This window comes from Arcticibacter pallidicorallinus, from assembly GCF_003002875.1.
Classification (GTDB): domain Bacteria; phylum Bacteroidota; class Bacteroidia; order Sphingobacteriales; family Sphingobacteriaceae; genus Arcticibacter; species Arcticibacter pallidicorallinus.
This window is the reverse complement of the sequence record NZ_PVTH01000009.1, coordinates 1-22,926: the sequence shown is the minus strand read 5'-3', so window position 1 is coordinate 22,926 and position 22,926 is coordinate 1. Positions and strand designations below refer to the sequence as shown.

General features: G+C 46.8%; 20 protein-coding genes. 12 read left to right on the top strand and 8 right to left on the bottom strand.

From position 1 onward, the window contains the following. Positions 1-154 precede the first annotated feature (154 nt). Positions 155-1,207: a hypothetical protein gene (locus B0I27_RS13665; RefSeq protein ID WP_106294297.1), complete on the top strand. Its 1,053-nt coding sequence runs from the start codon at positions 155-157 to the stop codon at positions 1,205-1,207. A gap of 106 nt (positions 1,208-1,313) precedes the next feature. On the opposite strand, the gene B0I27_RS13660 is transcribed toward B0I27_RS13665, so the two are convergent. Continuing rightward, positions 1,314-2,543: an MFS transporter gene (locus B0I27_RS13660; protein ID WP_106294295.1), complete on the bottom strand. Its 1,230-nt coding sequence runs from the start codon at positions 2,541-2,543 to the stop codon at positions 1,314-1,316. A 65-nt stretch (positions 2,544-2,608) separates the two neighbouring features. Between B0I27_RS13660 and B0I27_RS13655 the strand changes: the two genes are divergently transcribed. Together B0I27_RS13655 and rluF are read left to right on the top strand one after the other, a co-directional pair. Beyond that, positions 2,609-3,031: a secondary thiamine-phosphate synthase enzyme YjbQ gene (locus B0I27_RS13655; RefSeq protein WP_106294293.1), complete on the top strand. Its 423-nt coding sequence runs from the start codon at positions 2,609-2,611 to the stop codon at positions 3,029-3,031. 40 nt (positions 3,032-3,071) lie between these two features. Next, a complete protein-coding gene (rluF, locus tag B0I27_RS13650; RefSeq protein WP_106294291.1) occupies positions 3,072-3,998 on the top strand; it encodes a 23S rRNA pseudouridine(2604) synthase RluF in 927 nt (308 codons plus the stop codon). A 19-nt stretch (positions 3,999-4,017) separates the two neighbouring features. Here rluF and B0I27_RS13645 read toward each other — a convergent pair whose 3' ends face one another. From B0I27_RS13645 to B0I27_RS17540, 3 genes are all read right to left on the bottom strand, one after another. Next, on the bottom strand, positions 4,018-4,779 hold the full coding sequence (locus B0I27_RS13645) for an NYN domain-containing protein (protein ID WP_106294289.1): 762 nt from the start codon (positions 4,777-4,779) through the stop codon (positions 4,018-4,020). A 99-nt stretch (positions 4,780-4,878) separates the two neighbouring features. After that, entirely contained in the window at positions 4,879-5,610 is a 732-nt protein-coding gene (locus B0I27_RS13640; RefSeq protein WP_106294287.1) for an SIMPL domain-containing protein, read from the bottom strand. Positions 5,611-5,692: 82 nt separating this feature from the next. Next, positions 5,693-5,863: a hypothetical protein gene (locus B0I27_RS17540; RefSeq protein ID WP_181276786.1), complete on the bottom strand. Its 171-nt coding sequence runs from the start codon at positions 5,861-5,863 to the stop codon at positions 5,693-5,695. Between the two features lie 122 nt (positions 5,864-5,985). Here B0I27_RS17540 and B0I27_RS13635 point away from each other — a divergent pair, with 122 nt between their 5' ends. The 3 genes from B0I27_RS13635 (at position 5,986) to B0I27_RS13625 (ending at position 10,655) form a co-directional block, all read left to right on the top strand. Continuing rightward, positions 5,986-7,434: an MATE family efflux transporter gene (locus B0I27_RS13635; protein WP_245925522.1), complete on the top strand. Its 1,449-nt coding sequence runs from the start codon at positions 5,986-5,988 to the stop codon at positions 7,432-7,434. Between the two features lie 56 nt (positions 7,435-7,490). Continuing rightward, positions 7,491-9,395, top strand: coding sequence for a PAS domain S-box protein (locus B0I27_RS13630; protein WP_106294283.1), 1,905 nt, complete (start codon positions 7,491-7,493; stop codon positions 9,393-9,395). Between the two features lie 69 nt (positions 9,396-9,464). Beyond that, positions 9,465-10,655 carry a multidrug effflux MFS transporter gene (locus tag B0I27_RS13625; protein WP_106294281.1) on the top strand — a complete coding sequence of 397 codons (1,191 nt, stop codon included), beginning with the start codon at positions 9,465-9,467 and terminating at the stop codon, positions 10,653-10,655. 32 nt (positions 10,656-10,687) lie between these two features. Here B0I27_RS13625 and B0I27_RS13620 read toward each other — a convergent pair whose 3' ends face one another. Beyond that, positions 10,688-11,194: a DinB family protein gene (locus B0I27_RS13620; RefSeq protein WP_106294279.1), complete on the bottom strand. Its 507-nt coding sequence runs from the start codon at positions 11,192-11,194 to the stop codon at positions 10,688-10,690. A gap of 115 nt (positions 11,195-11,309) precedes the next feature. Here B0I27_RS13620 and B0I27_RS13615 point away from each other — a divergent pair, with 115 nt between their 5' ends. The 6 genes from B0I27_RS13615 to B0I27_RS13590 all read left to right on the top strand — a co-directional run bounded on the left by B0I27_RS13615 (position 11,310) and on the right by B0I27_RS13590 (position 19,971). After that, positions 11,310-11,879 carry an RNA polymerase sigma factor gene (locus B0I27_RS13615; protein WP_106294277.1) on the top strand — a complete coding sequence of 190 codons (570 nt, stop codon included), beginning with the start codon at positions 11,310-11,312 and terminating at the stop codon, positions 11,877-11,879. Positions 11,880-11,985: 106 nt separating this feature from the next. Further along, entirely contained in the window at positions 11,986-13,062 is a 1,077-nt protein-coding gene (locus B0I27_RS13610) for a FecR family protein (RefSeq protein WP_106294275.1), read from the top strand. 40 nt (positions 13,063-13,102) lie between these two features. Beyond that, positions 13,103-16,468, top strand: coding sequence for a TonB-dependent receptor (locus tag B0I27_RS13605; RefSeq protein WP_245925521.1), 3,366 nt, complete (start codon positions 13,103-13,105; stop codon positions 16,466-16,468). 11 nt (positions 16,469-16,479) lie between these two features. Beyond that, the gene (locus B0I27_RS13600) at positions 16,480-17,877 is read left to right on the top strand and encodes a RagB/SusD family nutrient uptake outer membrane protein (RefSeq protein ID WP_245925520.1); all 1,398 of its coding nucleotides are present in this window, start codon (positions 16,480-16,482) and stop codon (positions 17,875-17,877) included. Then, the gene (locus B0I27_RS13595; protein WP_106294273.1) at positions 17,877-18,938 is read left to right on the top strand and encodes a cyanophycinase; all 1,062 of its coding nucleotides are present in this window, start codon (positions 17,877-17,879) and stop codon (positions 18,936-18,938) included. Before B0I27_RS13600 ends, B0I27_RS13595 begins: the two co-directional genes overlap by 1 nt. A 4-nt stretch (positions 18,939-18,942) precedes the next feature. Then, positions 18,943-19,971: an isoaspartyl peptidase/L-asparaginase family protein gene (locus B0I27_RS13590; RefSeq protein WP_106294271.1), complete on the top strand. Its 1,029-nt coding sequence runs from the start codon at positions 18,943-18,945 to the stop codon at positions 19,969-19,971. Positions 19,972-20,003: 32 nt separating this feature from the next. On the opposite strand, the gene B0I27_RS13585 is transcribed toward B0I27_RS13590, so the two are convergent. The 3 genes from B0I27_RS13585 to B0I27_RS13575 form a co-directional block, all read right to left on the bottom strand. Continuing rightward, complete coding sequence (locus tag B0I27_RS13585) at positions 20,004-20,846, bottom strand: cyanophycinase (RefSeq protein WP_106294269.1); 843 nt, start codon at positions 20,844-20,846, stop codon at positions 20,004-20,006. Between the two features lie 40 nt (positions 20,847-20,886). Then, positions 20,887-21,870: an alpha/beta fold hydrolase gene (locus B0I27_RS13580; protein ID WP_106294267.1), complete on the bottom strand. Its 984-nt coding sequence runs from the start codon at positions 21,868-21,870 to the stop codon at positions 20,887-20,889. Between the two features lie 90 nt (positions 21,871-21,960). Beyond that, a complete protein-coding gene (locus B0I27_RS13575) occupies positions 21,961-22,536 on the bottom strand; it encodes an NUDIX domain-containing protein (protein WP_106294265.1) in 576 nt (191 codons plus the stop codon). Positions 22,537-22,926: the final 390 nt, after the last annotated feature.

Genomic DNA, 22,926 nt, shown 5'->3' with positions numbered 1-22,926 from the left:
TTCATATAAAGAAGGTCGAAGCTCAGTCTCTGCGATGCTTGACTGCTTTTGAGGTACGGAATTTTAAAAAATCCATAAAATTTTGTCGATTTTGGCGAAAAAATCGTCATCTGCGTTCCGCCGGATTACCTTGTTTTAAAAATCAAACAAGGTTATGGCAAAAGTAGACAAGAAAGGAATCGTTCGCGGCAAGGCAGGTTCCGTTGTATATCGCGGCTACCGCGAAATGAACATCATCCAGGGGAAACCCCGCAAATTCGAACAGACCAGCGCAAGCATCCAGGCCTCCACCGAGTTCGGTCTTTCAAGTACCACGGCGGCAGTGATAAGGCAGGCCTTTGAGCCGGCCTATGTGCACCGGGACGGCGAGGCGGTGAGCCGCAGCACGCAGCTGGTGTACCGGGGTCTTCGCAATAGCTTACGCGGAAGCGTTGGTCAGCGTGACTTGCATGATGCGGACCTGGAAAGCCTCATCGGGATGGACTTCAACATCCGAAGCCGGATGAGCGAAGTGCTGCAGGTCAGTCAGCGAGTGGAGCGGGATGAAGAGGGGCGCCTAAGCGTGTTCATGGGGGCTTTGAACGCCAAAACCGACCTGAGGGTGCCGCTAAGCATCAGTAAACCAGTGAGCAAATACCGGCTCCGTTTCAGCCTGATCGGCTTCAATTTCAGGAAGGAGTACTACGAATATCTGGAAGTGAAAGATGTGGAGTTTCGTTGGCAGGCTCAGCTTGAGGCCCGGGAGATCCGCTTTGAAACCCGGCCGGAACCCGATCAGCTGCTGATGCTCAGCGTATCGTTGCTGGCTTATAGTGAAACCCGAATGGAAGAAGGCTATGTATTGCTCAACAGCAAGGAGTTCAGTCCATGTTCGATTATCGCTGCTTTCCACGCGGAAGAACCGGGAGAATACCCAGCAAGACCTGTGAATATGGAACTCGACGCGGCGCAGCAAGTAAGAGGCGCATCCATTAATAACATGTGTTATGAAGGTAACAGGCTGCTGCGGGAGCATGAGCGAAGAAAAGAGAAACGGAGTAAGGGAAAGCTAAAAGCAGTCAACGCAGGTATGATGCGCAACTCATCAGGAAGGATGAAACCAACCATGAAATCGGGGAAAACGGCTACGAGGCAAGGAATGGACCAAATTGAAGACAGCAGTAAATTTCAGTCAAAAAAACGCGTATCGTTTTCTTCCAAACGTTAGTAGTTATTCTTCCAAACGATAGCAGTCATCCTTCCAAACAATAGGAGTCTCTCTCTCAAGCGGCAACAGCTTTGCTTCCCGGAAACTCAATTACCTGGTCTCTTACTTATTCTTCGAAATAGTCAAGGTCCTTGTTGAAGCTTTCTTTGAGTTGTGTAAGTGCCAGCATTGCGATACCTGTTAAAAGAAATATCATGATGTAGCCGGCGGTGATGATAGAAAATCGGTGTACAAAATACTCAAACAGAAGTGTGCTGGGTATCAACGCACCGCGCACAAAGTTCGGTGCCGTGGTAGTCACTGTAGCGCGCAGGTTCGTGCCGAACTGCTCAGATGCGATCGTTACAAAGGTAGCCCAATAGCCGACAGCAAGACCCATAAATAGAGCCAGCCAATGAAATTCCTGCTCGGTAATACCCTTACTGCTCAAATACCACACCGAGCTGGTAAGGATCATCACCTGAAAGATGAAAACGGCCAGCTTCCTGGACTTGCTTACCTGAGCAAGAAGCCCTGCAATAATATCGCCCGCTGAAATCCCTATATACGTGAACATGATCCCCTTACCGGCGCTAAGTATGGTTTGAGCGCCTAATGCCTGACCGAACTCGGGAGCTTGCGTCACAAAAATTCCTACAACAAACCAGATCGGCAGGCCAATAAGGAGGCAGTATATATAACGAAGCAGTCGTTCTCTGGAAGCGAAAAGCATCCATATATCCCCTTTTTTGATGCTTTTTGAAGCTGTATGTTTGAACATACCCGATTCAAACGTACCAACCCTCAGTACAAGAAGTAAGAGCCCGATGCCTCCTCCCACGAAATACGACTGGCGCCAGCTGAAATGCTCCGAAATGTAGTAAGCGGCAATTGCCCCGAGTACGCCAATCCCGGCAACGATCATTGTGCCATACCCTCTCTTTTCTTTACTCATACTCTCGCTGACGAGGGTGATCCCGGCACCGAGTTCGCCGGCAAGCCCAATACCAGCAATGAAACGGATCAGCGCATAACTATGAATGTCGTTTACGAAGCCATTTGCAATATTGGCTAATGAGTACAAAAGGATTGAACCAAAGAGGACCTTGATCCGGCCGAACTTGTCGCCTATTATTCCCCATAAAATCCCGCCGATCAGCAGTCCTCCCATCTGCATATTCAGAACATACTCGCCATCCAGACGCATATCGGCCTCCGGAATCCCGATATCGCGGAAACTCTGGACCCGTACAATGGAGAATATGACGAGATCATAAATATCGACGAAATAGCCTAGCGCGGCAACAATTATAAGGATGACAATGTTATTGGACTTAGCTTCGGGCTTGGGGCTCATTGGTAGATTTTATTCTTTAAATCTATACTTTTGGCTTAAAATTACGAACAGACAATCGACTAAAAATGAAAATATTTCAGCACGCTTTGAAACTGAAGCCGCGTTCCAGAGGCTTTCACCTGATTACGCAGGACATTGTTCGTGCGTCTCCGGAGATCGCTGATATCGGCGTTGGAATGTGTTTTGTATTTATACAGCACACCTCCGCCTCACTAAGTATCAATGAAAACGCAGACCCCACGGTGCGTCGCGACTTCGAAATGTTCTTTAACAAGAGCGTGCCTGAGAATGATCCCGATTATTTACATACCGATGAAGGCTCTGATGATATGCCTGCGCACCTGAAGGCTTCTCTACTGGGATCTTCTGTCAGTATTCCAATACGCAACGGCAGGCTTGCTCTGGGTACATGGCAGGGTATTTACCTTTGCGAACATCGGGATTACGGCGGCGAAAGAGCAATACTGGTCACCGGTTGGGGAGAATAAACGGGGGAAAAGATTACCTTCGCAACTTATATTACATCACATGTCTCACACCAGCACACGTCTAAATAAATACATCAGTGAAAGCGGACTCTGTTCGAGGAGAGCGGCCGACAAGTTCATTGAAAACGGCAATGTGTTCATCAATGGGAAACGTGCAAAGATTGGTGATCAGGTCTACGATGGCGACCTGGTGAGCGTGAACGGGCAGAATATTGAACCGAGAGAGAGTTCAGACCTGCTCCTGTTAGCCTTCAACAAGCCTGTTGGAATAACCTGTACCACAGAGAGTTCTGATAAGAGCAATATTGTCGACTATATCAATCATAGTGACCGCATCTTTCCGATTGGCCGGCTGGACAAAGATTCGCAGGGACTTATTTTCCTGACCAATAACGGCGATATCGTTAATAAGATTCTTCGCGCGGGAAACAACCATGAGAAGGAATATCTGGTAACAGTCGACAAGCCTCTAACCGATCAGTTCTTAACGGGTATGGCGGGAGGTGTCCCGATCATGGATGTAATGACTAAGAAATGTAAGATTGCTAAGGAAAGTCCATTCATTTTCAGAATTACCCTTGTCCAGGGGCTCAATAGGCAGATCCGCAGGATGTGCGAGTACTTTGGATATGAAGTGGTGAAGCTGGAGCGTGTTCGAATAATGAACATCAGGCTGAAAGGTTTACCTCTGGGCGACTGGAGGGAGCTTAGCGACGAGGAAATGGCAGAAATTAAGAGGCTCTTGGATAAGTCTAGCTCAGAAAAAGGGACAGCGCCGAAGGCGAAGTCTTCTGGTCGAACTCAGTCGCCAGCCCCTAAGAAACCTGCGCCAGAAAAATCTGCAAAGCCTCGCTCATCTCGCGGCACTTCCGGAAAGCCGGCAGCGAAAGGAAAACCCCAGTCTTCAGGAAGACCGGTAAGCAAACCTTCATCTAAACCATCAAAGGGTTCAAGATTCAAGCGTTAATGTGGATGGAATAGTATAACTACTTCTTTCTGATATAGATGTGCTTAATATTTCGATTTCCCGTATCTCTCTCGTCTATCTCAAAACGATTGATACTCTTGATCAATGGAAGCATTTTAGGATAACCGTAATTTCTGGGATCAAAGTCCGGCTTCTTCTTCAGCATCAGGTTGCCAAGTTCACCAAGAAAGGCCCATCCGTTTTCGTCCGCCAGGTCGGAGATACTGTCGGCAAACAAACGGATGATCTTCGGATCAATTTTGCTCAAAGGCTGGTTGGCCGCTTTGGGCTTTTTAGGAGAAGCTTTTTTTGCATCTACCTCTTCAGGAGCAGTTTCTTCAGGTTTTAGAATTTCAATATAGATGAATTTATCGCAGGCCGTGATAAACGGAATAAGAGTCTTCTTCTCTCCTATTCCAATTACCTTCATCCCCGCCTCCCGCAAGCGTGTAGCCAGTCTTGTAAAATCGCTATCACTGGAAACGATACAAAAACCGTCCACCTTACCGGTGTAAAGGATATCCATGGCGTCGATAATCAATGCACTGTCGGTAGCGTTCTTCCCGGTGGAGTAACTGTATTGCTGGATCGGCGTGATGGCGTTCTCCAGTAATACTTTTTTCCAGCCTGAGACGGTTGGTTTGGTCCAGTCGGCGTAAATTCGTTTGAACGTAGGTGTCCCGTACTTCGCGATCTCTTCGAACATCTCTTTCACGTTCGCATAAGGCACATTGTCGGCGTCAATCAGTACAGCCAACTTTAGGTCTTTCTTAGTTTCCATTTCAAATGAGCAATGGACAAATATGACTAATTTCTACGGTATTATTAGCAGGCAGTGCAATAGATGGCAGTTAGAACGAGTAGTATCTGTTCTTTAAAACTAATCAATTGCGTATTCTGTCCGTAATGTGATCGACGCAGTCTTGTTCTTTGACGCGGTATTAAAGGTCCCGCCATAACTGTAATTCTCGTTACTGTTCTGACCTGTTATCTGGAATACTCCCATGTTCGCGTATTTCAACTCGCCCAGGCTGCTTCCTGCATTTTCTGCAATACTCCCCGCCCTGTCCTTCGCGTCCTTACTGGCCTTACTTAAAAGGTCGATCTTTAGCTCCGACAGACGTGAATAATAATACTCCGGAGCATTTGAATTGAGTTCAATGCCCATCTCGATTAAGCCGGTGATCTCTCTGCTCACCTTTTCTACGATATCAATATTCTTCGATTCGATCTTGACCGTCTGGATCAGGTTATATCCGGCGAAAGTGGTCGAACTGATCTGACCCATGTTGGTGTAAGAGTACTGAAATTCTTTATTAATGGTAACAGACGAAAAGATCATCTCGCTTTCCTTCAGGCCTTTGCCTTTAAGATACTGCTTAATAGCGTTTTCGTCTTTTTTCAAAGCAGCATAGGCCTCACGGAGATCCATACTTTTCTTGTTGTAGTTACAGTTCCAAACGATCAGGTCACTAACAAAGTTCTTTTCTGCCAGGCCGGTTACGATAATACGTTTTTTGTCTTTGTATTTGTACTTATATGCTCCGGCGAGGACAAAAGATCCTATTAATAGCGCCACAGCTATCACTGATGCAGTAATGTATGTTCTCATTGTATCTATACGTTGTTATGGAGTCGATTGCAACAGGGGCAATCTCCCGGTTTAATCGACTTAAGTGGAAGAATGGCGGGCACTAATGTCCCGCATCACCTTCCTTCTTCAGTTGATCAAGAGACAGGTTGGTTGTGCCTCCCAGGTTTTCTTCGATTTCCTCAGGCGTACCCTGAGTGGTCAAGGGTTTAGAATCTGCAGACCTGTCCTGGCCCTGTTCATTCTGTTCTTCCGGTTCAGTATGTTGCGTCATAGCTATAGATTTATATCACATAATGCTTTTTATGATTCTTTTGTTTCACTGTATAGGCATTTCACATTTCGGGTCGGGAGGCTTTTCACAAGTTTTATGGAAAAGCTTAAACATCTATCTTTGTGCAAACATCTGCCTTTACCATGTCTGACCCAAGCTCGTCCTCCACCCTTACGTTTTCCGGCATCTTCTCCGTAATAAAAAGATCGATTCGCGGAGAAAATATAGATTTGACAACAGGAAGCCTGCGGACGGCCATTGTCCTGCTAGCCATCCCTATGATGATTGAAATGGCCATGGAGTCGGTTTTTGCGCTGGTTGACCTCTACTTTGTGGGCCACCTCGAGCACAGCAGCTTCGCGATTCAGACTGTGGGCCTCACAGAATCGGTATTGGCGGTGCTTTATTCGCTGGCAATAGGTCTAAGCATGGCAACAACGGCTGTGGTGGCACGCAGGATTGGAGAGAAGAAGAACGTTGAAGCATCAAAGGCAGGTGGACAGGCGATATTTATTGCCCTTGTTTTAAATTCCATTATCAGCGCTTTAGGCGTCATCTACGCCAAAGATATTCTGCTGCTCATGGGAGCCTCAGAAGAATCTGCGAGCCACGGAGAGCCCTTTACGCAAATTATGATGGGAAGCAGCATTTTCATCATGCTCCTGTTTTTGATAAACGGCATTTTTCGTGGAGCCGGCAACGCTGCTATAGCCATGAAAAGCCTTGTTGTTGCTAATGTTATCAATATTATTCTCTGCCCTCTTTTAATTAACGGCATAGGCCCGTATGAAGGGTTCGGACTCACCGGAGCAGCTATTGCAACAACGATTGGCCGCGCAACAGGCGTCGTTTATCAGCTTTATCACCTCAGCAACGGTAAGCACATCATCCGAATATATTTAAAATACCTCAGGCCGCGATGGACTGAAGTTATCGCACTTTGTAAAATTGCGGGGCCCGCGGTGCTTCAATTTGTGATTGCTTCCTGCAGCTGGATCTTCCTGGCTCAGCTGGTCGCTGTTACAGGTGCGGACGAAGGCTCTGCCGGATATCAGACTGCACTGCGACTCATGATGTTTTTTATGCTGCCTGCCTGGGGATTAAGTAACGCGGCAGCGACGCTTGTTGGTCAGAACCTTGGCGCAGGATTTCTGGATCGCGCGGAGAAAGCAGTCTTTAAGACGGCGAGGTACAACGCGTTTTATATGTTGGTCGTCACCGCTATTTCTTTTGCCTTCGCAGACCTTATGGTCTCTTTTTTCTCGAACGACCCTGAAGTCAGGAAAGTTGCCAAAGAGGCCATATATATCATGAGTACGGGCTATGTTCTTTATGGAATTGGTATGGTGCTGGTCAACGCATTCAACGGCGCCGGCGACACGCAGACTCCTACATGGATAAACCTTGTTGGATTTTGGTTCTTTCAGATACCGCTGGCAAACGTTTTGGCAAAGTATTTCGACATGGGCCCTGCAGGGGTGTTCATGGCAATCCCTATAGCAGAAACTTGCATCACCCTGGCCGCTATCCTCTTATTCCGAAGAGGCAAATGGAAAAGCATTCAAGTTTAAATTTTTATATTTCCCTGTCTTTATCTAAATTAGATTAAGCCAATTAGGGGAAGCGTATGATCAGCGAGGATCGGTTTACGTCTATTTTTCAATATTTGCCAAATCCGGGTATCGTTCTTTTACCAAATGATCCCAAACTAACCATTATTGCAGCGAATGATGCCTATCTTTCATTGTGTAACGTCCGGGAGGCGGAAGTAGTCGGCAAAGGTTACTTCGAGGCTTTTCCAGAACATGCCGACTCTGCTCATTCGATCTTACGTGCTTCATTCAACAAGGTCCTGAGCGAAAAAACAAAAGATTTTTTCCCGCTGCGGGGCTATGATATTTACCGTCGGGACGGTGGAATTGACGATGACAGGTACTTGCAGATCGAGAATATCCCTATCCCGGACACTACCGGAGGCATTTCTTATATCCTTCACATTATCAACGATATAACGGAGACCATTGACACTGCCGTCCGGATGAGAAGAATAGATAATCTGGAACATCTGGAACGAGAAGTTCTTGAACTGTATTTTAGAAAGAACTTCTCCATGAATGACCTGCTGACCTATTATCTTAAGGGAATTGAATCTTTATTTCCCGATATGCAGTGCTCCATTCTGAAGGCAAAAGGCGAGCATCTTTATATATGGTCGGCACCATCATTGCCGGCTGAATATGTGTCCGCAACGCATCATTTGCCAATACACGATCATGTGGGCTCTTGTGGTACGGCAGCATACCTCAAGAAGATGGTGATCGTGAGAGATATAGCAAATGATATAAGATGGAAAGATTACAAAGAGATCGCACTCAAATACAACTTACGTGCCTGCTGGTCTTATCCGATCATCGATGCGGAAGGCAAGGTCATGGCGACTTTCGGAATCTACTATCAGGACGTAAAAGAACCGGGAGCTGAGGAGCTTAATATAATCGATAAAGCGACTTCTATCCTGAAGATTATTCTTGAAAACCGTCAATATATCGAAAAACTGCAGCTCAGCGAAAGCCGGTTGAGGAGTCTCGTCGACTCTCAGACTAATTATGTTATCAGGACAAATATTGATGGCTATTACACGTATTATAACAAGAAATACGATGACGATTTTGGCTGGTTACATCCCGAAGGCTCTCTCATAGGAAGAGACAGCATGCAATCTGTGTTGCCACACCATCATAAGCGAGTCCTCGATACAGCAGAACGCTGCCGTCTGCATCCTAACAAAGTTTATACTGTGGAACTGGATAAGTATCGAAGGGATGGACAAGCGAAATCAACGATCTGGCACTTTGTATGCCTTACCGACATGAGCGGAAATCCTGCGGAGATCCAATGTATTGGGATAGACAATACGGAAAGGAAGCGGGCGCAAGATGAGTTGAAGGCCAGTCACAAACGCTACAGGGAGTTATTCCATCTAAGTCCTCAACCCATGTGGGTATATGAACTGGATACCCTTAAATTTCTGGATGTAAATGAAGCCGCAATAAAACATTACGGCTATAGCAAAAAGGAGTTTCTCTCTATGGACCTTTTGGCGATCAGGAAGGATGAGGATAAACCCTCCCTTTTGCAAGCTGTGGGGATAATGAAGAAGGACTCGGGAACAACTCATCATGGCGTTTTTAAGCACCAAAAGAAAAATGGTGAAAGCATCTACGTCGATATGCGCAGTAATGTATTATCTTACAATGGCAAGATCACCTACCTGGCACTGGCGAATGACATAACCGAGAGACTTCATTACGTGAATGCTATAGAAGATCAGAATAAACGCTTCAAGGCGATTGCCTGGATGCAGTCTCATGTACTAAGAGCTCCGGTTGCACGTATTATGAGCCTCGTAGATTTGATCAATAATCACCAGCATACAGAGGCTGAACGTAAAGAGCTACTAAGCTACATCCTTGATTCAGCACATGAACTTGACAAGATCGTGAAAGAAATTTCCGAACAAACGCATCATTAAATGCAAGTTGCTTCTTTACTTTGGAAAAATTCTCCAATCTTTGCGCCTCCTTAAAAAACATCAGGCCTAATGGCAATTTCCAAAAAATTCTACCTCATTCTCATACTCGGGTCTTTAGCAGCGCTGGGTCCCTTCTCCATAGACATGTACCTTCCTGGTTTCGATGCTATAGCTCAGGATCTTAATACCACCGTACCAAAGGTTTCCTTATCGCTTTCGGGCTTTTTTATCGGAATCTCTTTCGGGCAGCTTCTTTACGGCCCTCTGCTGGATAAGTTCGGCAGGAAAAAGCCGCTATACATCGGCCTGGTTCTCTATATTGCTGCCTCAGTGGCCTGCCTTGCAGTTAAAGACATCAACCAGCTCATTATACTTCGTTTTGTTCAGGCAATCGGTAGTTGTGCCACAGCGGTTGCGTCGGTGGCAATGGTAAGAGACTTATTTAGCGTCAAAGAAAGTCCGAAAGTCTTCTCTTCGTTAATGCTTGTCATCGCTATTTCACCTATGCTTGCGCCGACAGCGGGAGGTTACCTGATTGCAGCCTATGGATGGCCATCAGTATTTCTGTTCCTGGCAGTAATGGCAGCTCTGATGCTGGCTGCGGTCGTTTTCTTCCTGCCAGAGAGCTTCAGTCCCGACCCTGACTATTCTTTGAAACCATCTCCCATAATCAAGAGCTTTCTTGGCGTGATCGTTGAGCCTCAGTTTTATACGTATGCCTTGGTCAGCGCCTTGTGTTTCGCCGGCTTGTTTACGTACGTGGCGGCCTCCCCTGTTGCATTTATGAATATATATGGCGTAAGCAAGACCGGTTATGGATGGATCTTCGCTCTCTTATCGGTCGCGTTCATCGGCTCGAGTCAGGTAAACAGTCTGCTGCTCCGCTGGTTCAGCAGTAAATCTATCGTCAAGTGGGCTTTGCTTTGCCAGACCATCTTTAGTATTGCATTTTTGATTGCGGCATTTTATGACATGCTCGATCTATATAGTACGATTAGCTTTATTGCGCTTTTCCTGGCCTGCCTGGGACTGATTAATCCGAATGCGTCTGCGTTATCCCTTGCTCCTTTTTTCAAAAACGCGGGGAGTGCATCTGCTCTAATGGGCGCCATCCAGATGGGTTTGGGAGCATTGGCTTCCGTATTGGTAAGCTTTTTTCCGGAAGATTCTGTACTGCCCATGCCATTGATCATGACCGTTGTAGTTACGACCGCATTGCTTATCCATACGGTCGGGAGCAAGAAGCTTAGCCTGAGTTAAGCACTATCGAAACTACAGGCTAGCCCATTTCCTTATCCAAGGCCTGTACTCTCTTCATACGTCGGTCCGTAAAGGCCCGGAACCTTGTTTCCGGTTGCACGGAGATAGACGATCAATTCACCGCGATGATGGTAAAGATGATTGAAAAGGAATCCGCGAACGACCAGGTTTCTGGGCATCGGTCCAATTAAGGTACGGTCACCGAATTTCATCGTCCACTGCACTGCCAAGCTTTCCTCGGTTATCGAGCGTATTGCAACCCTGGCCTTTTCTACATTCTTCTCAAAAAGCTCAATAGTAGCACGGATATCATCCGTCGCCCCGCGCTCAAAACTATCAGCCCCCATATCATACACGTCCTGAGTAAGAGATCCCACATACCAATAGTAGATGGTGGCGATATGCTGGGCCAGCTCGCCCATTGTCCAGGAAGTTGGCGAGGGTCTGAAGCCAAGATCTTTCTCCGGCACCGCAAGTAACAGTCTTCTGGTGCTGTTCACCTCGTGCTCAAACTCGTCGATCAAAGATTGTACTATCATAACTTGTTTTTACAGATTAAAACAAAATACGGGTTCAAAGGTTTCGGGCGCCACTTAGTGGTCAAATCGACAAAAAACTTGAAGTTAAGGCAAAATATGCTATTTTTAATGCTGAATGTCGCTGGAAGAGGATAATAGATTACTATGGAAGGGCCTGTTGGATGGAGATAAGCAATGCCTCTTTGATCTATATAATGCCACCTACTTTCACTTACTCCGGTTCGGTCTGAAGATTTGCAATGACAATGAACTGGTACTTGACTGCGTCAACCAACTGTTTCTGCATCTTTGGGATCGCAGACAAAAACTTCAGCCTGTACAGCAGGTACAGTCCTATCTATTTACCACGCTTCGCAGAATTATCCTTGATCAGATCAGCTATAAATCTAAAATAGATACAGCAGTGGTGAGGATGATGAGCGAAGATGAGCAGAATGTTACCTCTTACGAAGAAATGCTAATTCGTGTACAGGGGGATCAGGAGATGAACCAGCGTTTGCACAAAGCGCTCACTAAACTGAGTCCAAAACAGAAGGAATTTATCAAGCTCAAGTTTTTTGAAGGGCTTAGTTACGACGAAATAGCAGAAAAGCACACACAAAGTGTAAAAACATGCTATAATGTGATTTACGATGCGATTAAGAGTCTAAAAAAATCACTTTCTGTGCCTCTTAGAGAAAAATAACAGCCTCCCAGTCTGTTTCCTGTCTCGAAAAAACACCGCCCACAAAAAAAGTAAAATAAATCAGGGGAATTTTAACTGTTTTCACGTCTGTGTGTAAAGACTCAAAATGAACGTAGAGAATTACGACATCGAGGACTTCGCTTGTGATCATAGCTTTCAGGAGTACTGCCGTGAGGAGAACGAATCCTCCGTGGCTTTCTGGACCGAATGGATCGAGCGGAATCCTGAGAAAGCTCAGCTGATTCTTGAAGCAAGGCAGCTTGTTTGGTTTTTAAGCGCCGGACAAGGTAACCGCCAGGAACAATTGGACCATCTTAAACAAGGGCTGCGACAACGCGACCTTCTCGAGGCGGGCTTGGGTAGCGTTCGAAATGTTCATCAAAGCCGCAAACCCCGAAAGACCTATCTTACAGCTATCGCCGCATGTTTTGCCGCAGCTGTGATCGGCTATCTTTTTTATACAAAAGATCCCCTATCAATCTTTTATGCCGGATCGCGGCCGTTGGAATATTCAAGCACTGCCCTTAGCCGGAAAACCGTGGTACTGTCCGATGGCTCTGTTATAACGCTGAATAAAAACAGCAGCATTACCCTTTCCCCTCAATTCTCAAAGACAAAAAGAGAACTAACGCTAAGCGGCGAGGGCTTTTTCGAAGTGAGCCATGATACTGAACATCCCTTTTTTGTACGTACCGACGAGGTGACGGTTAAGGTGCTGGGCACTACTTTCAATATCAGCGCCTACCCACAAGCGAAAAACGAGACGGAGACGGTTCTTTTTGAGGGAAAGGTCGAAGTCACTTTAAACGCAGAACCCTCAAAACGGTACATTCTTAAGCCAAACGATAAGTTCATTACCAGACCTGCGCGAACAGCAGCAGCCATACCTGACATATCGCTTACAGCTACCCTTCCTGTCGAAGGCTCTGTGAACTCTGCGCCAAAAGAAACAGCCTGGCTGCGTAACCGGCTTGAACTGGACAATGAACGCTTGGAAGACATTGCCGACAGACTGGAGAAATGGTATGGGATCGAGATCGCATTTGAAGATAGTCTGCCCAAATCCTACCGGTATTCTGGAACCTTTGAGAGCGAAACTGTGGTTCGTGCACTGGAGGCCTTGCAGCTGTCATACCCTTTCAAGATCAAGCACGACAATGAAAAAATCATAATCAGCAAATAATATCATCGAAACATCTTCATCAACGAATTAAATCATTATTATGAGAAAACCTCTCCTCACAGTTCCTCCAGGCGAAAATATGTTCGCACGACAAATCATCCGCACCATGAAACTGACCCCTCTCCTCTTACTTTTTATGTGCATTCAGGTCACGGCATCGACTTATGCTCAAAGCCGTATCACCGCAGACTTGCGCGAAGTAAGCGTTAAACGACTGCTGAAAGAGATTGAGAAACAAAGCAACTACCGCTTCGTCTACAACAACAGCATCCTACCCGAAAATAAAATGGTCACGGTGTCGGTTAAGGACGCGACTCTCGAAGAAACAATGAAGCAAACACTGAGAGGGACAGGTTTAAGCTATTCTGTTAAGGAAGACGGACTCATCGTTATCTTTAATCCTGGATCTGCAGTGCAGGCGGATATTCCGGTGAAAGGAAGAGTGACGGATGGTCAGGGCAATCCCCTGCCGGGCGTTTCTGTAAAAGTAAAAGGTCTAAGTATAGGCACCTCTACAGACATTCAGGGGCGCTATACACTTGTCGTTCCTGAAGGCGCAAACGCTTTGGAATTCGGGTTCATTGGCTTTGCCTCTCAAACCGTTTCCCTTACAGGATCAGGCGAAGTGAATATCATACTCCGCGAAGATAACCGCACGTTGGAAGAAGTTACCGTTACAGGCTATACAAACTATTCGCGGACGCAATCTGCAAATGCTGCATCCGTAGTCACCTCAGACAAGATTGGACAGGTACCTATAGGTTCTGTGGATCAGATCCTGCAGGGACGCGTTCCGGGAATGACGGTAATCGCCAGCTCCGGCCAGCCCGGTACCAGCGCAAGCGTTACTATACGGGGAGTAAACAGTATCAGCGGCTCACGCGCACCACTGTACGTCATGGACGGCATTCAAATTGAGTCATCTTACTTTCAAACTCTCAATCCTGATGATATAGCCAGTGTAACCGTCCTGAAAGATGCCTCGGCCAAAGCACTTTACGGCTCCAGAGGATCGAATGGTGTTATCGTAATTACAACAAAAAAAGGCAAAACGGGCAGAGTTCAGGTAGATTACAAATCACAATACGGACAGTCTGATCTCACTAAACCCGGATTCACTATGATGAATACAGAGCAACGACTTCGCTTTGAAGAAGAGGTTGGTCTGGAGATCGGCAGAAATATCGGTCCGGGATGGGTGCATTCTCCAAAGAACCCTTCTTACGCCACGAAAACTCCTGACCAGCAAAGAAGATCAGATCAGATCCTCGACAGTCTTCGCAGCATCAACACAGACTGGAGAGACCTCTTTTTTCAGCAAAGCCAGTTCATGGAACAGCAGATAAGTGCGAGCGGAGGCAACGAAAATGTCCGCTTTTACAACTCACTCAACTATTACAAGCAGGACGGTATCGCCAAGCGCACAGGCATGGAGCGATATAACCTGCGTAGCAATGTGGACTTCAGCTCAGGTAAGTTTACAGGAAACGTAAACCTTTCGCTTGGCTATTCCTCGTCGAGTTTTACTGAGGGCGTTGAAAGTACCTCGGTCGGAGCCTCTATGGCATCTGTATACTATGCTTTGCCTTACGAATACCCGTACGCACCCGACGGAACACTCATTCATCCCGGTAACCGGACTGCGAATATTCTGGATCAGCGTGAGGGAAGTCAGGGACTGGAGCGCCTTCTGAATTCATCTGACAAAACCGATCAATTTAAGACGATCACCGGCATATCGCTCGGCTACCAGATCACTCCTGAACTAAAGCTGAGCACCCGGACGGGAGTTGACTACCGAAATTCTACCGATCAGGTTTATATCAACCCGGATTCATATTACGGATCGAGAAGCAACTCCAATACTGTGGGAGGTCGCGGAAAATTTGGCGAAGGCAGCAGAAGGAACTTCAGCATCATGTCCACATCAGGACTGACCTACAGCAAGAAGTTCAACGACGTACACGATTTTGAAGCGTCTGCGTTTTTGGAGTACGTTTACGAGAATTACCGCTCTTTCAATTATAACGGCTACGGACTAGATGCACGGCTACCTGAAACACCGGCGGGCATAACTGTTTCCACCGCTTTCTTGCCAGGCATTGGCGGTGGGCGTACCAGCGCTGCGCTGCTCTCCTATATGGGAGTGGGACGCTATACCTACAATGATAAATATACCCTGACAGGCAGCTACCGCTACGACGGCTCTACAAGAGTTGCGCCTCAAAACCGCTGGCATGGATTTTATTCCTTAGGAGCTAACTGGAATGCTAAGGCAGAAGAAATCCTTAAAAACCTGGATTTCATCCCTGAGCTCCGTCTCCGTGCCAGTTACGGTAGTACAGCAAGTCCTTTCGGCGGAAACTTTGACTATTTACCTACCTACGCGGTTAACACCAGCTATGGGGGCGCCAGTGCCCTGAGACCAGTTGCTGCAGGTAACGAAAACTTCGACTGGGAGTACGTTAACGAGTTTAACACAGGCTTTGATGTTGCTTTATTCAAACAAGGCAGACTGCGTATTGCCGCCGATTACTATAATAAGATTACGACGAATATGTTCATAGATCAGCCACCTTCTATAACTTCCGGTTTTGAGGTGCTATCCCTTAGCAGCGGGAAGATGAGAAATCGCGGTATAGAAGCAGATATCCAGGGTGAGGTCATCAAAACAAAAGATTTCAGCTGGAATCTGGGCCTAAACTTTGCCTACAACAAAAATGAGATCCTGCGCTTAACAGACGATCTGGATGAGATACCTGACGGCGATACACGTATATGGAAAGTGGGATATCCATTAGGAACCTATTATGCACCTAACTGGGCAGGCGTTAATCCTGAAAATGGCGAGGCACAATATTATGATAAGGAAGGCAACATCACAACGACCTATGATTTTGACGCTCTGGCAGTAACTGAATCAGGCAGTCTCTTTCCAAAGCTGACGGGAGGCTTCAATACCGGACTGCAGTACAAATCATTCACTGCAAGTGCTCTCTTCTCCTTTGTGTCTGGCGTAAAACGTTGGAACAACGAAGATCTATATAATGAAAATGATCGTTATATGACCAGTAACCAGTCAATACGGATGCTCGAAGACCGCTGGAAAAAACCCGGAGATGTTGCTACCCTGCAACGTATAGACATCAGACGTCAGTTCAGTTCCAAAGACATCCAGGATGCTTCGTTTCTAAGACTGAGAAATGTTACCCTGGGATATTCCGTTCCGGCTAATGTTATCGAACGCTTAAAGTTTGTCAAAGGTGTGAAAGTCTTTGTTCAGGGCCAGAACCTTTTTACCTGGACTAAATGGCGCGGACTGGATCCTGAAAACAACAATGTTTACGGACGTTTCCAATACCCGGCAGCAAAAACCTATACGGCAGGTCTTAATGTTAACTTTTAATCAGTACAGTCATGATACTTAAATCAACCCGTAAATATATCTCCCTGCTTATCGTGCTGCTGGTATCCTTCAGCTCATGTAAAAAGCTCGACGACGTCAACCCGACGGACACTATCGATCCATCAAAGGCTTTCCGAAACGTGAAAGATCTTGACCTCGGCTTGTTGGGTACTTACGCCTATCTGGATTATTCACTGATCGGCAGCAATGCCATCGTCTCTGATGAAATCACCGTACCCGATGAGAATACTGTCAGCAATACCGAAGCCTATCGTTGGCTTTATAATTCAGGCAGCGGATCAGTAACCTCCGCTTTTAATGATTACTATATAGCGATTGATCGTCTTAACCGCGTTCTTGCCGCCATACCCGCTGTAGAGGCAGTAGGTGCAGACCTCACGTTGAAACAGCGATATCAGGGGGAACTGCTTGCTTTGAGAGCATATTGTCATCTGGAGTTACTTCGGGCTTACGCCTCTTCGTATGACAATGGCGCTTTAGGGGTGCCCTATATGAAAAGTTCCATCATCAGCTACCCTGCCAGGGATAAGTTTGAAGCTGTCATCGCGAACATAAAAGCTGATTTAATCGAGGCAAAAGATCTGATCCCGGCATCTTTCAATGACCGGACCCGTATTACCAGAACTGCAGTGGCCGCCATTCAGGCCCGGACAGCCCTTTACGAGCGCAACTGGGCAGAAGCAGTCAGCTATTCGACGGAAGTAATCAATGCCGTTCCATTGGCCAGCAGGACACAGTTTCCGCAGATCTGGACAGACCAGAGCGATGCAGAAGTAATCTGGAAGTTAAAAAGAGTTGGTTCCGACTCACGAATCGGCGCCTTCTTCTTCCGCGAGACCGGAGGTCTTGTTCTATACGCGCCGTCTTTTGAGCTGATCAACAGTTTTGACCAGGCAAATGACATCCGCTATAGCTCTTATATCACATACTCGCCTAACCGGGGAGCGGGCAAGTCTGCTTATCTCGTCAAGAAATATATCGGTGGCGACGCTGCTGCACCCGGTCGCGCAGACGTGAAGCTGTTCCGGACAGCAGAGATGTACCTGATCAGAGCAGAGGCAGAAGCGGAACTCGCGCCGCAAGCTGCAGGCGCAGACCTCAATACACTCCGTTCAGCGCGCATACAGAACTATGCTTCTGAGACCTTTGCTGGCAAAGAAGCCCTTATTACCGCTATTTACCAGGAGCGCTTCAAAGATCTTGCCTTTGAAGGTCATCGTTTCTTTGATCTGAGAAGAAGAAAATTACCCGTAGAACGTTTACCGCAGGATGCTGTCAACGCTGTTGGTGCGGTAAAGCTAGAGCCGACCCAGGCGCAATATGCCTTCCCTATTCCGGCAAGAGAGATCTCGGTGAACCGTAATATGGAACAAAACCCGAACTACTAATGAAGTATTCACTGGCGGCAATGTTATTCTTCCTCTGCTATTCGGCAGTGGGATGTAAAAAAGACCCCAAGGGGTCTGATATACAAAAGGAGCATGCTCTCAACCCCGACCCGGCCGCCTTGCGGCCGGGTTCTATTGGTTATGTGGGCGATAGTGCTGATGTCGTAACTCCGGTTAACGGCGGCTTAGTGCTGATGGGCGGCGGATCCGACGTAGACGCAGCCTTCAAATGGATGATCGGGAGAAGCGGCGGAGGTGATGTGGTCATCATCCGGGCATCAGGAGCTGATGCTTACAACCCTTACATTTACGAGCTCGGAAAGGTGAACTCCGTCGAAACCCTTTACATTAATTCAAGAGCTCTGGCTGACAACGAACAGGTAGCCAGCATGATCAGAAATGCGGAGATGCTGTTTATCGCAGGAGGCGACCAGTCCAATTACATGAAGTACTGGAAAAATACCAAAACCATGGACGCCATCAATTACTTGCTGAACGTTAAAAAAGCGCCTGTGGGCGGTACAAGTGCGGGTTGCGCCATCCTCGGTGAACTCTACTACAGCGGCGAAAACGGCAGCGTTGTTTCCGATGAGGCGCTCGCGAATCCTTATCATCCCAACGTGACGTTGTATGCCAATGACTTTCTTAAGGCTCCGTTTATGAAAACGGTGCTAACAGATCAGCATTATGTAGCGCGAAGCCGCCAGGGAAGACATCTTGCTTTTCTCGCAAGGATGCTGAAAGATAAAGGGATCGAAGCCAAAGGTATTGCAGCTGACGAAAGAACCGCTGTCTGTATAGATGCGAATGGTAAGGCCGCTGTATTCGGCAAAGGCAAGGCTTTCTTTCTGATGACTGATAAGAATAAAATTCCTGAAGTTTGTGAAAGCGGAAAGGCTTTAAGCTGGAACGCTAAACAGGCAGCTGTTAAGGTTTATGCCATAGCAGGTTCAGAACAAGGCAACGGAAACTTCGACCTAAGCACCTACGCTGAAACTGAAGCAAAAGGCGGAAGCTGGCAGTGGTGGTCGGCAGAACAGGGAAAATTAATAATGAAATAATAAGATGAATTTTAAGAAAGCTAAAGCGGGCCTGGTCGTTATACTCACCAGCGCATGTTTGAGTGGTGCATTTGCTCAAAAATATGTCATGGTCATCCACGGAGGAGCGGGAACCATAACGAAGTCAAGTATGACTGCCGAAAAGGAAAAAGCTTATCGCGCAGCCCTCACGACCGCCCTGCAACGGGGGTATAGCGTGATTCAATCAGGCAAACCCAGCCTCGATGCTGTAGAAGCAGCGATCCATGTGCTGGAAGACTCCCCGCTTTTTAATGCCGGGAAAGGTGCGGTGTTCACACATGACGGGCGCAATGAGATGGACGCCTCCATCATGGACGGAAAAACGCTGGAAGCGGGCGCTGTGGCCGGTGTCACCACCATTCGTAATCCCATCAGCGCCGCCCGGGCAGTTATGGAGAAATCAGAACATGTGATGATGGTCGGTCAGGGTGCCGAGGCCTTCGCAAAAGAAGCAGGAATCACGCTGGTTGATCCTTCGTACTTCCGTACCGAAGAGCGCTGGCAGGGGCTTCAGAGAGCGATCAAAGAAGATTCTACGAAGAGCGTGCTCGATCATGGCAGTAAGAAGGCCGCTTTAATGGGAATAAAGAACCGCGATAACAAGTTCGGCACCGTTGGCGCAGTAGCGCTCGACAAGCAAGGCAATCTGGCCGCCGGAACCTCAACCGGAGGAATGACTAACAAAAAGTACGGCCGCGTTGGCGACTCGCCCATAATTGGTGCAGGAACATATGCCAATAACGCTACAGCCGGTATCTCCGGCACAGGCTGGGGAGAGTTTTATATCCGCAGCGTAGTGGCGCACGATATTTCAGCATTGATGGAATACAAGGGACTTAGCGTTTCCGAAGCTTCTAAACTCGTGATGGATAAAGTGGGCAAGCTGGGGGGCGATGGAGGTGTGATTGCGCTGGACCGGAAGGGCAATGTAGCGACCCCTTTCAACACCGAAGGGATGTACCGTGGAATGGTAACCGCGGATGGAAAAATTACCATCGAGATTTATAAGTAATAAGAGAGGGAGCGTTGTGCTCCCTTTCTTATTTATCGAATCAGGAACTTCTCCCCATCTGCATATAAACCAAATCGCAGATCCTGCATCAGTATCAAACCGCGGGAATTGACCTTTAAACCTTGAGGTTCAGAAATGGTCATCACCTGGCTCTCGCCAGAGACCTCTATATTATTTCCTCTCACAATGATCGCGGTGCTCTCATCGATTCCTATACACGTATAATCCGGATAGGCAGCTAAAGCAGAAATAAGCCTGTTATGCCTGCTGCGTTTCAAGAAATGCTGGTCTATGATAACCGAGTCAAGAAGTCCAAGGCCGTCTTTGAATTCAATATTTTTATCCCATAATTTGTCGAAAGTCTCCTTATACGTAGTGTCGCCTGCAAGCTGCTGACCGGTGATCATCACCTTACTCATCACAGCAGCACCCGCACTGGTACCTGCCACCGTTGATCCGTTCTTGTAGGCCGCATGAATAGCCTCGTAAACCGGTGTATTTTTGACGACGTCCATAAACCGGTCCTGGCTTCCCCCGGCAATATAAATTAAACGGGCGTTCCGTAATGAATCTACCCATCGCTTATTACCCACGGTTGCCCTACTGAAATTAAATGAAGTGATCTTGTTGGGAATGAGCTCTCCGATCTGTTTAGCAATCCCCTGAAATGACTCCACAGGAAGTTCGCTTGCCATGGGTAGTACCACAATATAATCTTTGCTCTTAAGATCTGCTGTTTCAACCAGCTTTTTAATCAGATCATTTGAGCGGCTCCCCCCTCCGATGATAAATAACTTTCCTTTGGGTGTGTGCTGTGCAGATGCATGAGAGAAAACCAGCGATAAAGCTATCGCAATAGAAAGGGCGTAATTCATGCTTAAAAATAAGAAAAACATGCTAATTACGAACCTGAGCCTACTTATTCCTCGCCAAAAAACCTGCAACTAAATCGTTAACCTTATCAGCATGTTCGATTAAACTGAGGTGACCACCTTCTACCAGTGCGTATTCCCCTCGTTTTACGTGTTTGGCTATGTGCTTACCAGCGTATGCTCTGGTTAGCCTGTCATCCGCAGCCCCAATTACCAGACAAGGAGCTATGATCTTTTTCAACCGGGCGGACATCTCAAAATCAGCACATCTAAGCAGCCCTTCGGCGGTGACTTCCGGTGGGCAAAATGCTGCAATGCGGGAAATGAATCTAAGCTGCGCTGCACTCTGCTCCCCTTTGAAGAAGATATAACGGTGAAACAAGATACTTAAGCCGTTCATGTAGTTCATCCGTGTTAACCAACTGAACAACAAGGGATGTCGTTTCGCATATTTCAAGTAAGGCCGTATCACGGGTTCCTGTAAATATTGCATAAGCCATGACGCTTGGCAGGTGGTATAAGGGTTTGTATAGCTGCAATGCTGCAGGATCGTTGCTTTTACCTCGTTAGGGTATGTGCTGCAATATTCCATAACAGTCATAGCTCCCAGACTGTGACCATATAAAATCGGCTTGATGAGTGAGAGAGCAGAAATAACTGCTGCTAAATCCCTTGCCAGGTCCTTTACAGCAAGACTCGCAGGAGCTGGTGATTTTCCATGTCCGGGCAGATCGACGATAATCAGCCGGTAGGATTCGCGCAGCATGGACCGCTGGTAGAACCATTGTTCGCGGCTTCCATTGAGCCCATGAATCAGCACCAGGGGCTGCGCGTTTTCAGGACCTTCGATTTCGACATAGATCGTATTTCCTGTCGGGCTTTTGATGTACTGGTGACCATTTGATTTTAATCGCTTTGGATTAGCCAACCTGCTTCGCGAAGATACCAGCCAGGAAACGGGGTACCTGCCAAAGGCCAGCAGTAGGCCTGCAGACACGAGTCCGAATGTTTTAAGTGAACGGTTCATTGATTGCTGTAAGTATGCTTGTTATTCAAACATCCAGACGTTCGCTATTGTTTGTACTCTATCATCCGATTCCATCTTCAGGATGTCCCTTCACTCATAGTTAAGAAAATAATGCTGCAGCAACAGGATTGTCTTTGCATCCATGAACTCCCCTTTTTTCAGGGTTCGACGGGCCTCATCAAAGCTCATTTCCACAAGTTCTATATCCTCACCTTCCTCTTCCAGACCACCGCCTTCACCATGCCTGCCCCTGCTGTTGTACCAGGCAATGTACAGGTGCTGAAATTCGGTGATTCCACCTGCAGAGGTATAGACATTGGCAACTTTAGTAAGATCATGGATGGGATATCCTGTTTCTTCGTCAACTTCCCGATAAGCAGTTTCTTCCGGAGATTCGCCTTCGTCGATTAGTCCAGCGCAAGCCTCTACCAGATAGCCCGTCTCGTTTCCGTTCAGGAAGGTGGGTAATCTGAACTGTTTAATGAGCAGAAACTTACTGTTTACACTATCCACGAGCAAAACGGTCACTGCATCAGGACGGAAGTAAACTTCGTTTTTCTTCTCCAGGAGCTTTCCCTTGCTGCCGGTTCTCTGGAAGGTATAGAATTTTAGCGGATACTTTTTATCCGAAAGGGTTTCTTCTTTGATGATCTTGATATCGGACATACTGTTTTGTTTTGATGAGCATTTTTTAGTTGGTAAAACTGTGCGAACGGATTATCGACAAATGTTCAGTATTTGATAGGATTAATCTGGTAACCTTATGCTGACAGGCGCTGAACATTAGTGCTATAAATAACTAAAAGTGTGCCAGCGATTGTTTTTAGTTTTCAATAACTTAGCTGAAGTATAACCTGTTATAACTATCCATCTTTGGGCAAACTTCGCAGATTGGATCGGGGCAAATTCAGTCTGTGGGACTTATCTGTTGATCTAAGTGATTCCATGATATGAAAAGAACTCTCTTTATCTCGTTACTTGTCTTGATATGTACGCAATTAAAAGCTCAACGTCCGATGGACTGGGCTTTTAAGTTAAATCTTGAGCAATTCGATG

Coding starts and splice junctions, on each gene's coding strand:
- B0I27_RS13605 (WP_245925521.1), top strand. CDS start 13,103: ATGAGAAAACCTCTCCTCACAGTTCCTCCAGGCGAAAATATGTTCGCA.
- B0I27_RS13615 (WP_106294277.1), top strand. CDS start 11,310: ATGTCGCTGGAAGAGGATAATAGATTACTATGGAAGGGCCTGTTGGAT.
- B0I27_RS13625 (WP_106294281.1), top strand. CDS start 9,465: ATGGCAATTTCCAAAAAATTCTACCTCATTCTCATACTCGGGTCTTTA.
- B0I27_RS13640 (WP_106294287.1), bottom strand. CDS start 5,610: ATGAGAACATACATTACTGCATCAGTGATAGCTGTGGCGCTATTAATA.
- B0I27_RS13630 (WP_106294283.1), top strand. CDS start 7,491: ATGATCAGCGAGGATCGGTTTACGTCTATTTTTCAATATTTGCCAAAT.
- B0I27_RS13590 (WP_106294271.1), top strand. CDS start 18,943: ATGAATTTTAAGAAAGCTAAAGCGGGCCTGGTCGTTATACTCACCAGC.
- B0I27_RS17540 (WP_181276786.1), bottom strand. CDS start 5,863: ATGACGCAACATACTGAACCGGAAGAACAGAATGAACAGGGCCAGGAC.
- B0I27_RS13620 (WP_106294279.1), bottom strand. CDS start 11,194: ATGATAGTACAATCTTTGATCGACGAGTTTGAGCACGAGGTGAACAGC.
- B0I27_RS13665 (WP_106294297.1), top strand. CDS start 155: ATGGCAAAAGTAGACAAGAAAGGAATCGTTCGCGGCAAGGCAGGTTCC.
- B0I27_RS13610 (WP_106294275.1), top strand. CDS start 11,986: ATGAACGTAGAGAATTACGACATCGAGGACTTCGCTTGTGATCATAGC.
- B0I27_RS13645 (WP_106294289.1), bottom strand. CDS start 4,779: ATGGAAACTAAGAAAGACCTAAAGTTGGCTGTACTGATTGACGCCGAC.
- B0I27_RS13660 (WP_106294295.1), bottom strand. CDS start 2,543: ATGAGCCCCAAGCCCGAAGCTAAGTCCAATAACATTGTCATCCTTATA.
- B0I27_RS13585 (WP_106294269.1), bottom strand. CDS start 20,846: ATGAATTACGCCCTTTCTATTGCGATAGCTTTATCGCTGGTTTTCTCT.
- B0I27_RS13595 (WP_106294273.1), top strand. CDS start 17,877: ATGAAGTATTCACTGGCGGCAATGTTATTCTTCCTCTGCTATTCGGCA.
- B0I27_RS13655 (WP_106294293.1), top strand. CDS start 2,609: ATGAAAATATTTCAGCACGCTTTGAAACTGAAGCCGCGTTCCAGAGGC.
- B0I27_RS13580 (WP_106294267.1), bottom strand. CDS start 21,870: ATGAACCGTTCACTTAAAACATTCGGACTCGTGTCTGCAGGCCTACTG.
- rluF (WP_106294291.1), top strand. CDS start 3,072: ATGTCTCACACCAGCACACGTCTAAATAAATACATCAGTGAAAGCGGA.
- B0I27_RS13575 (WP_106294265.1), bottom strand. CDS start 22,536: ATGTCCGATATCAAGATCATCAAAGAAGAAACCCTTTCGGATAAAAAG.
- B0I27_RS13600 (WP_245925520.1), top strand. CDS start 16,480: ATGATACTTAAATCAACCCGTAAATATATCTCCCTGCTTATCGTGCTG.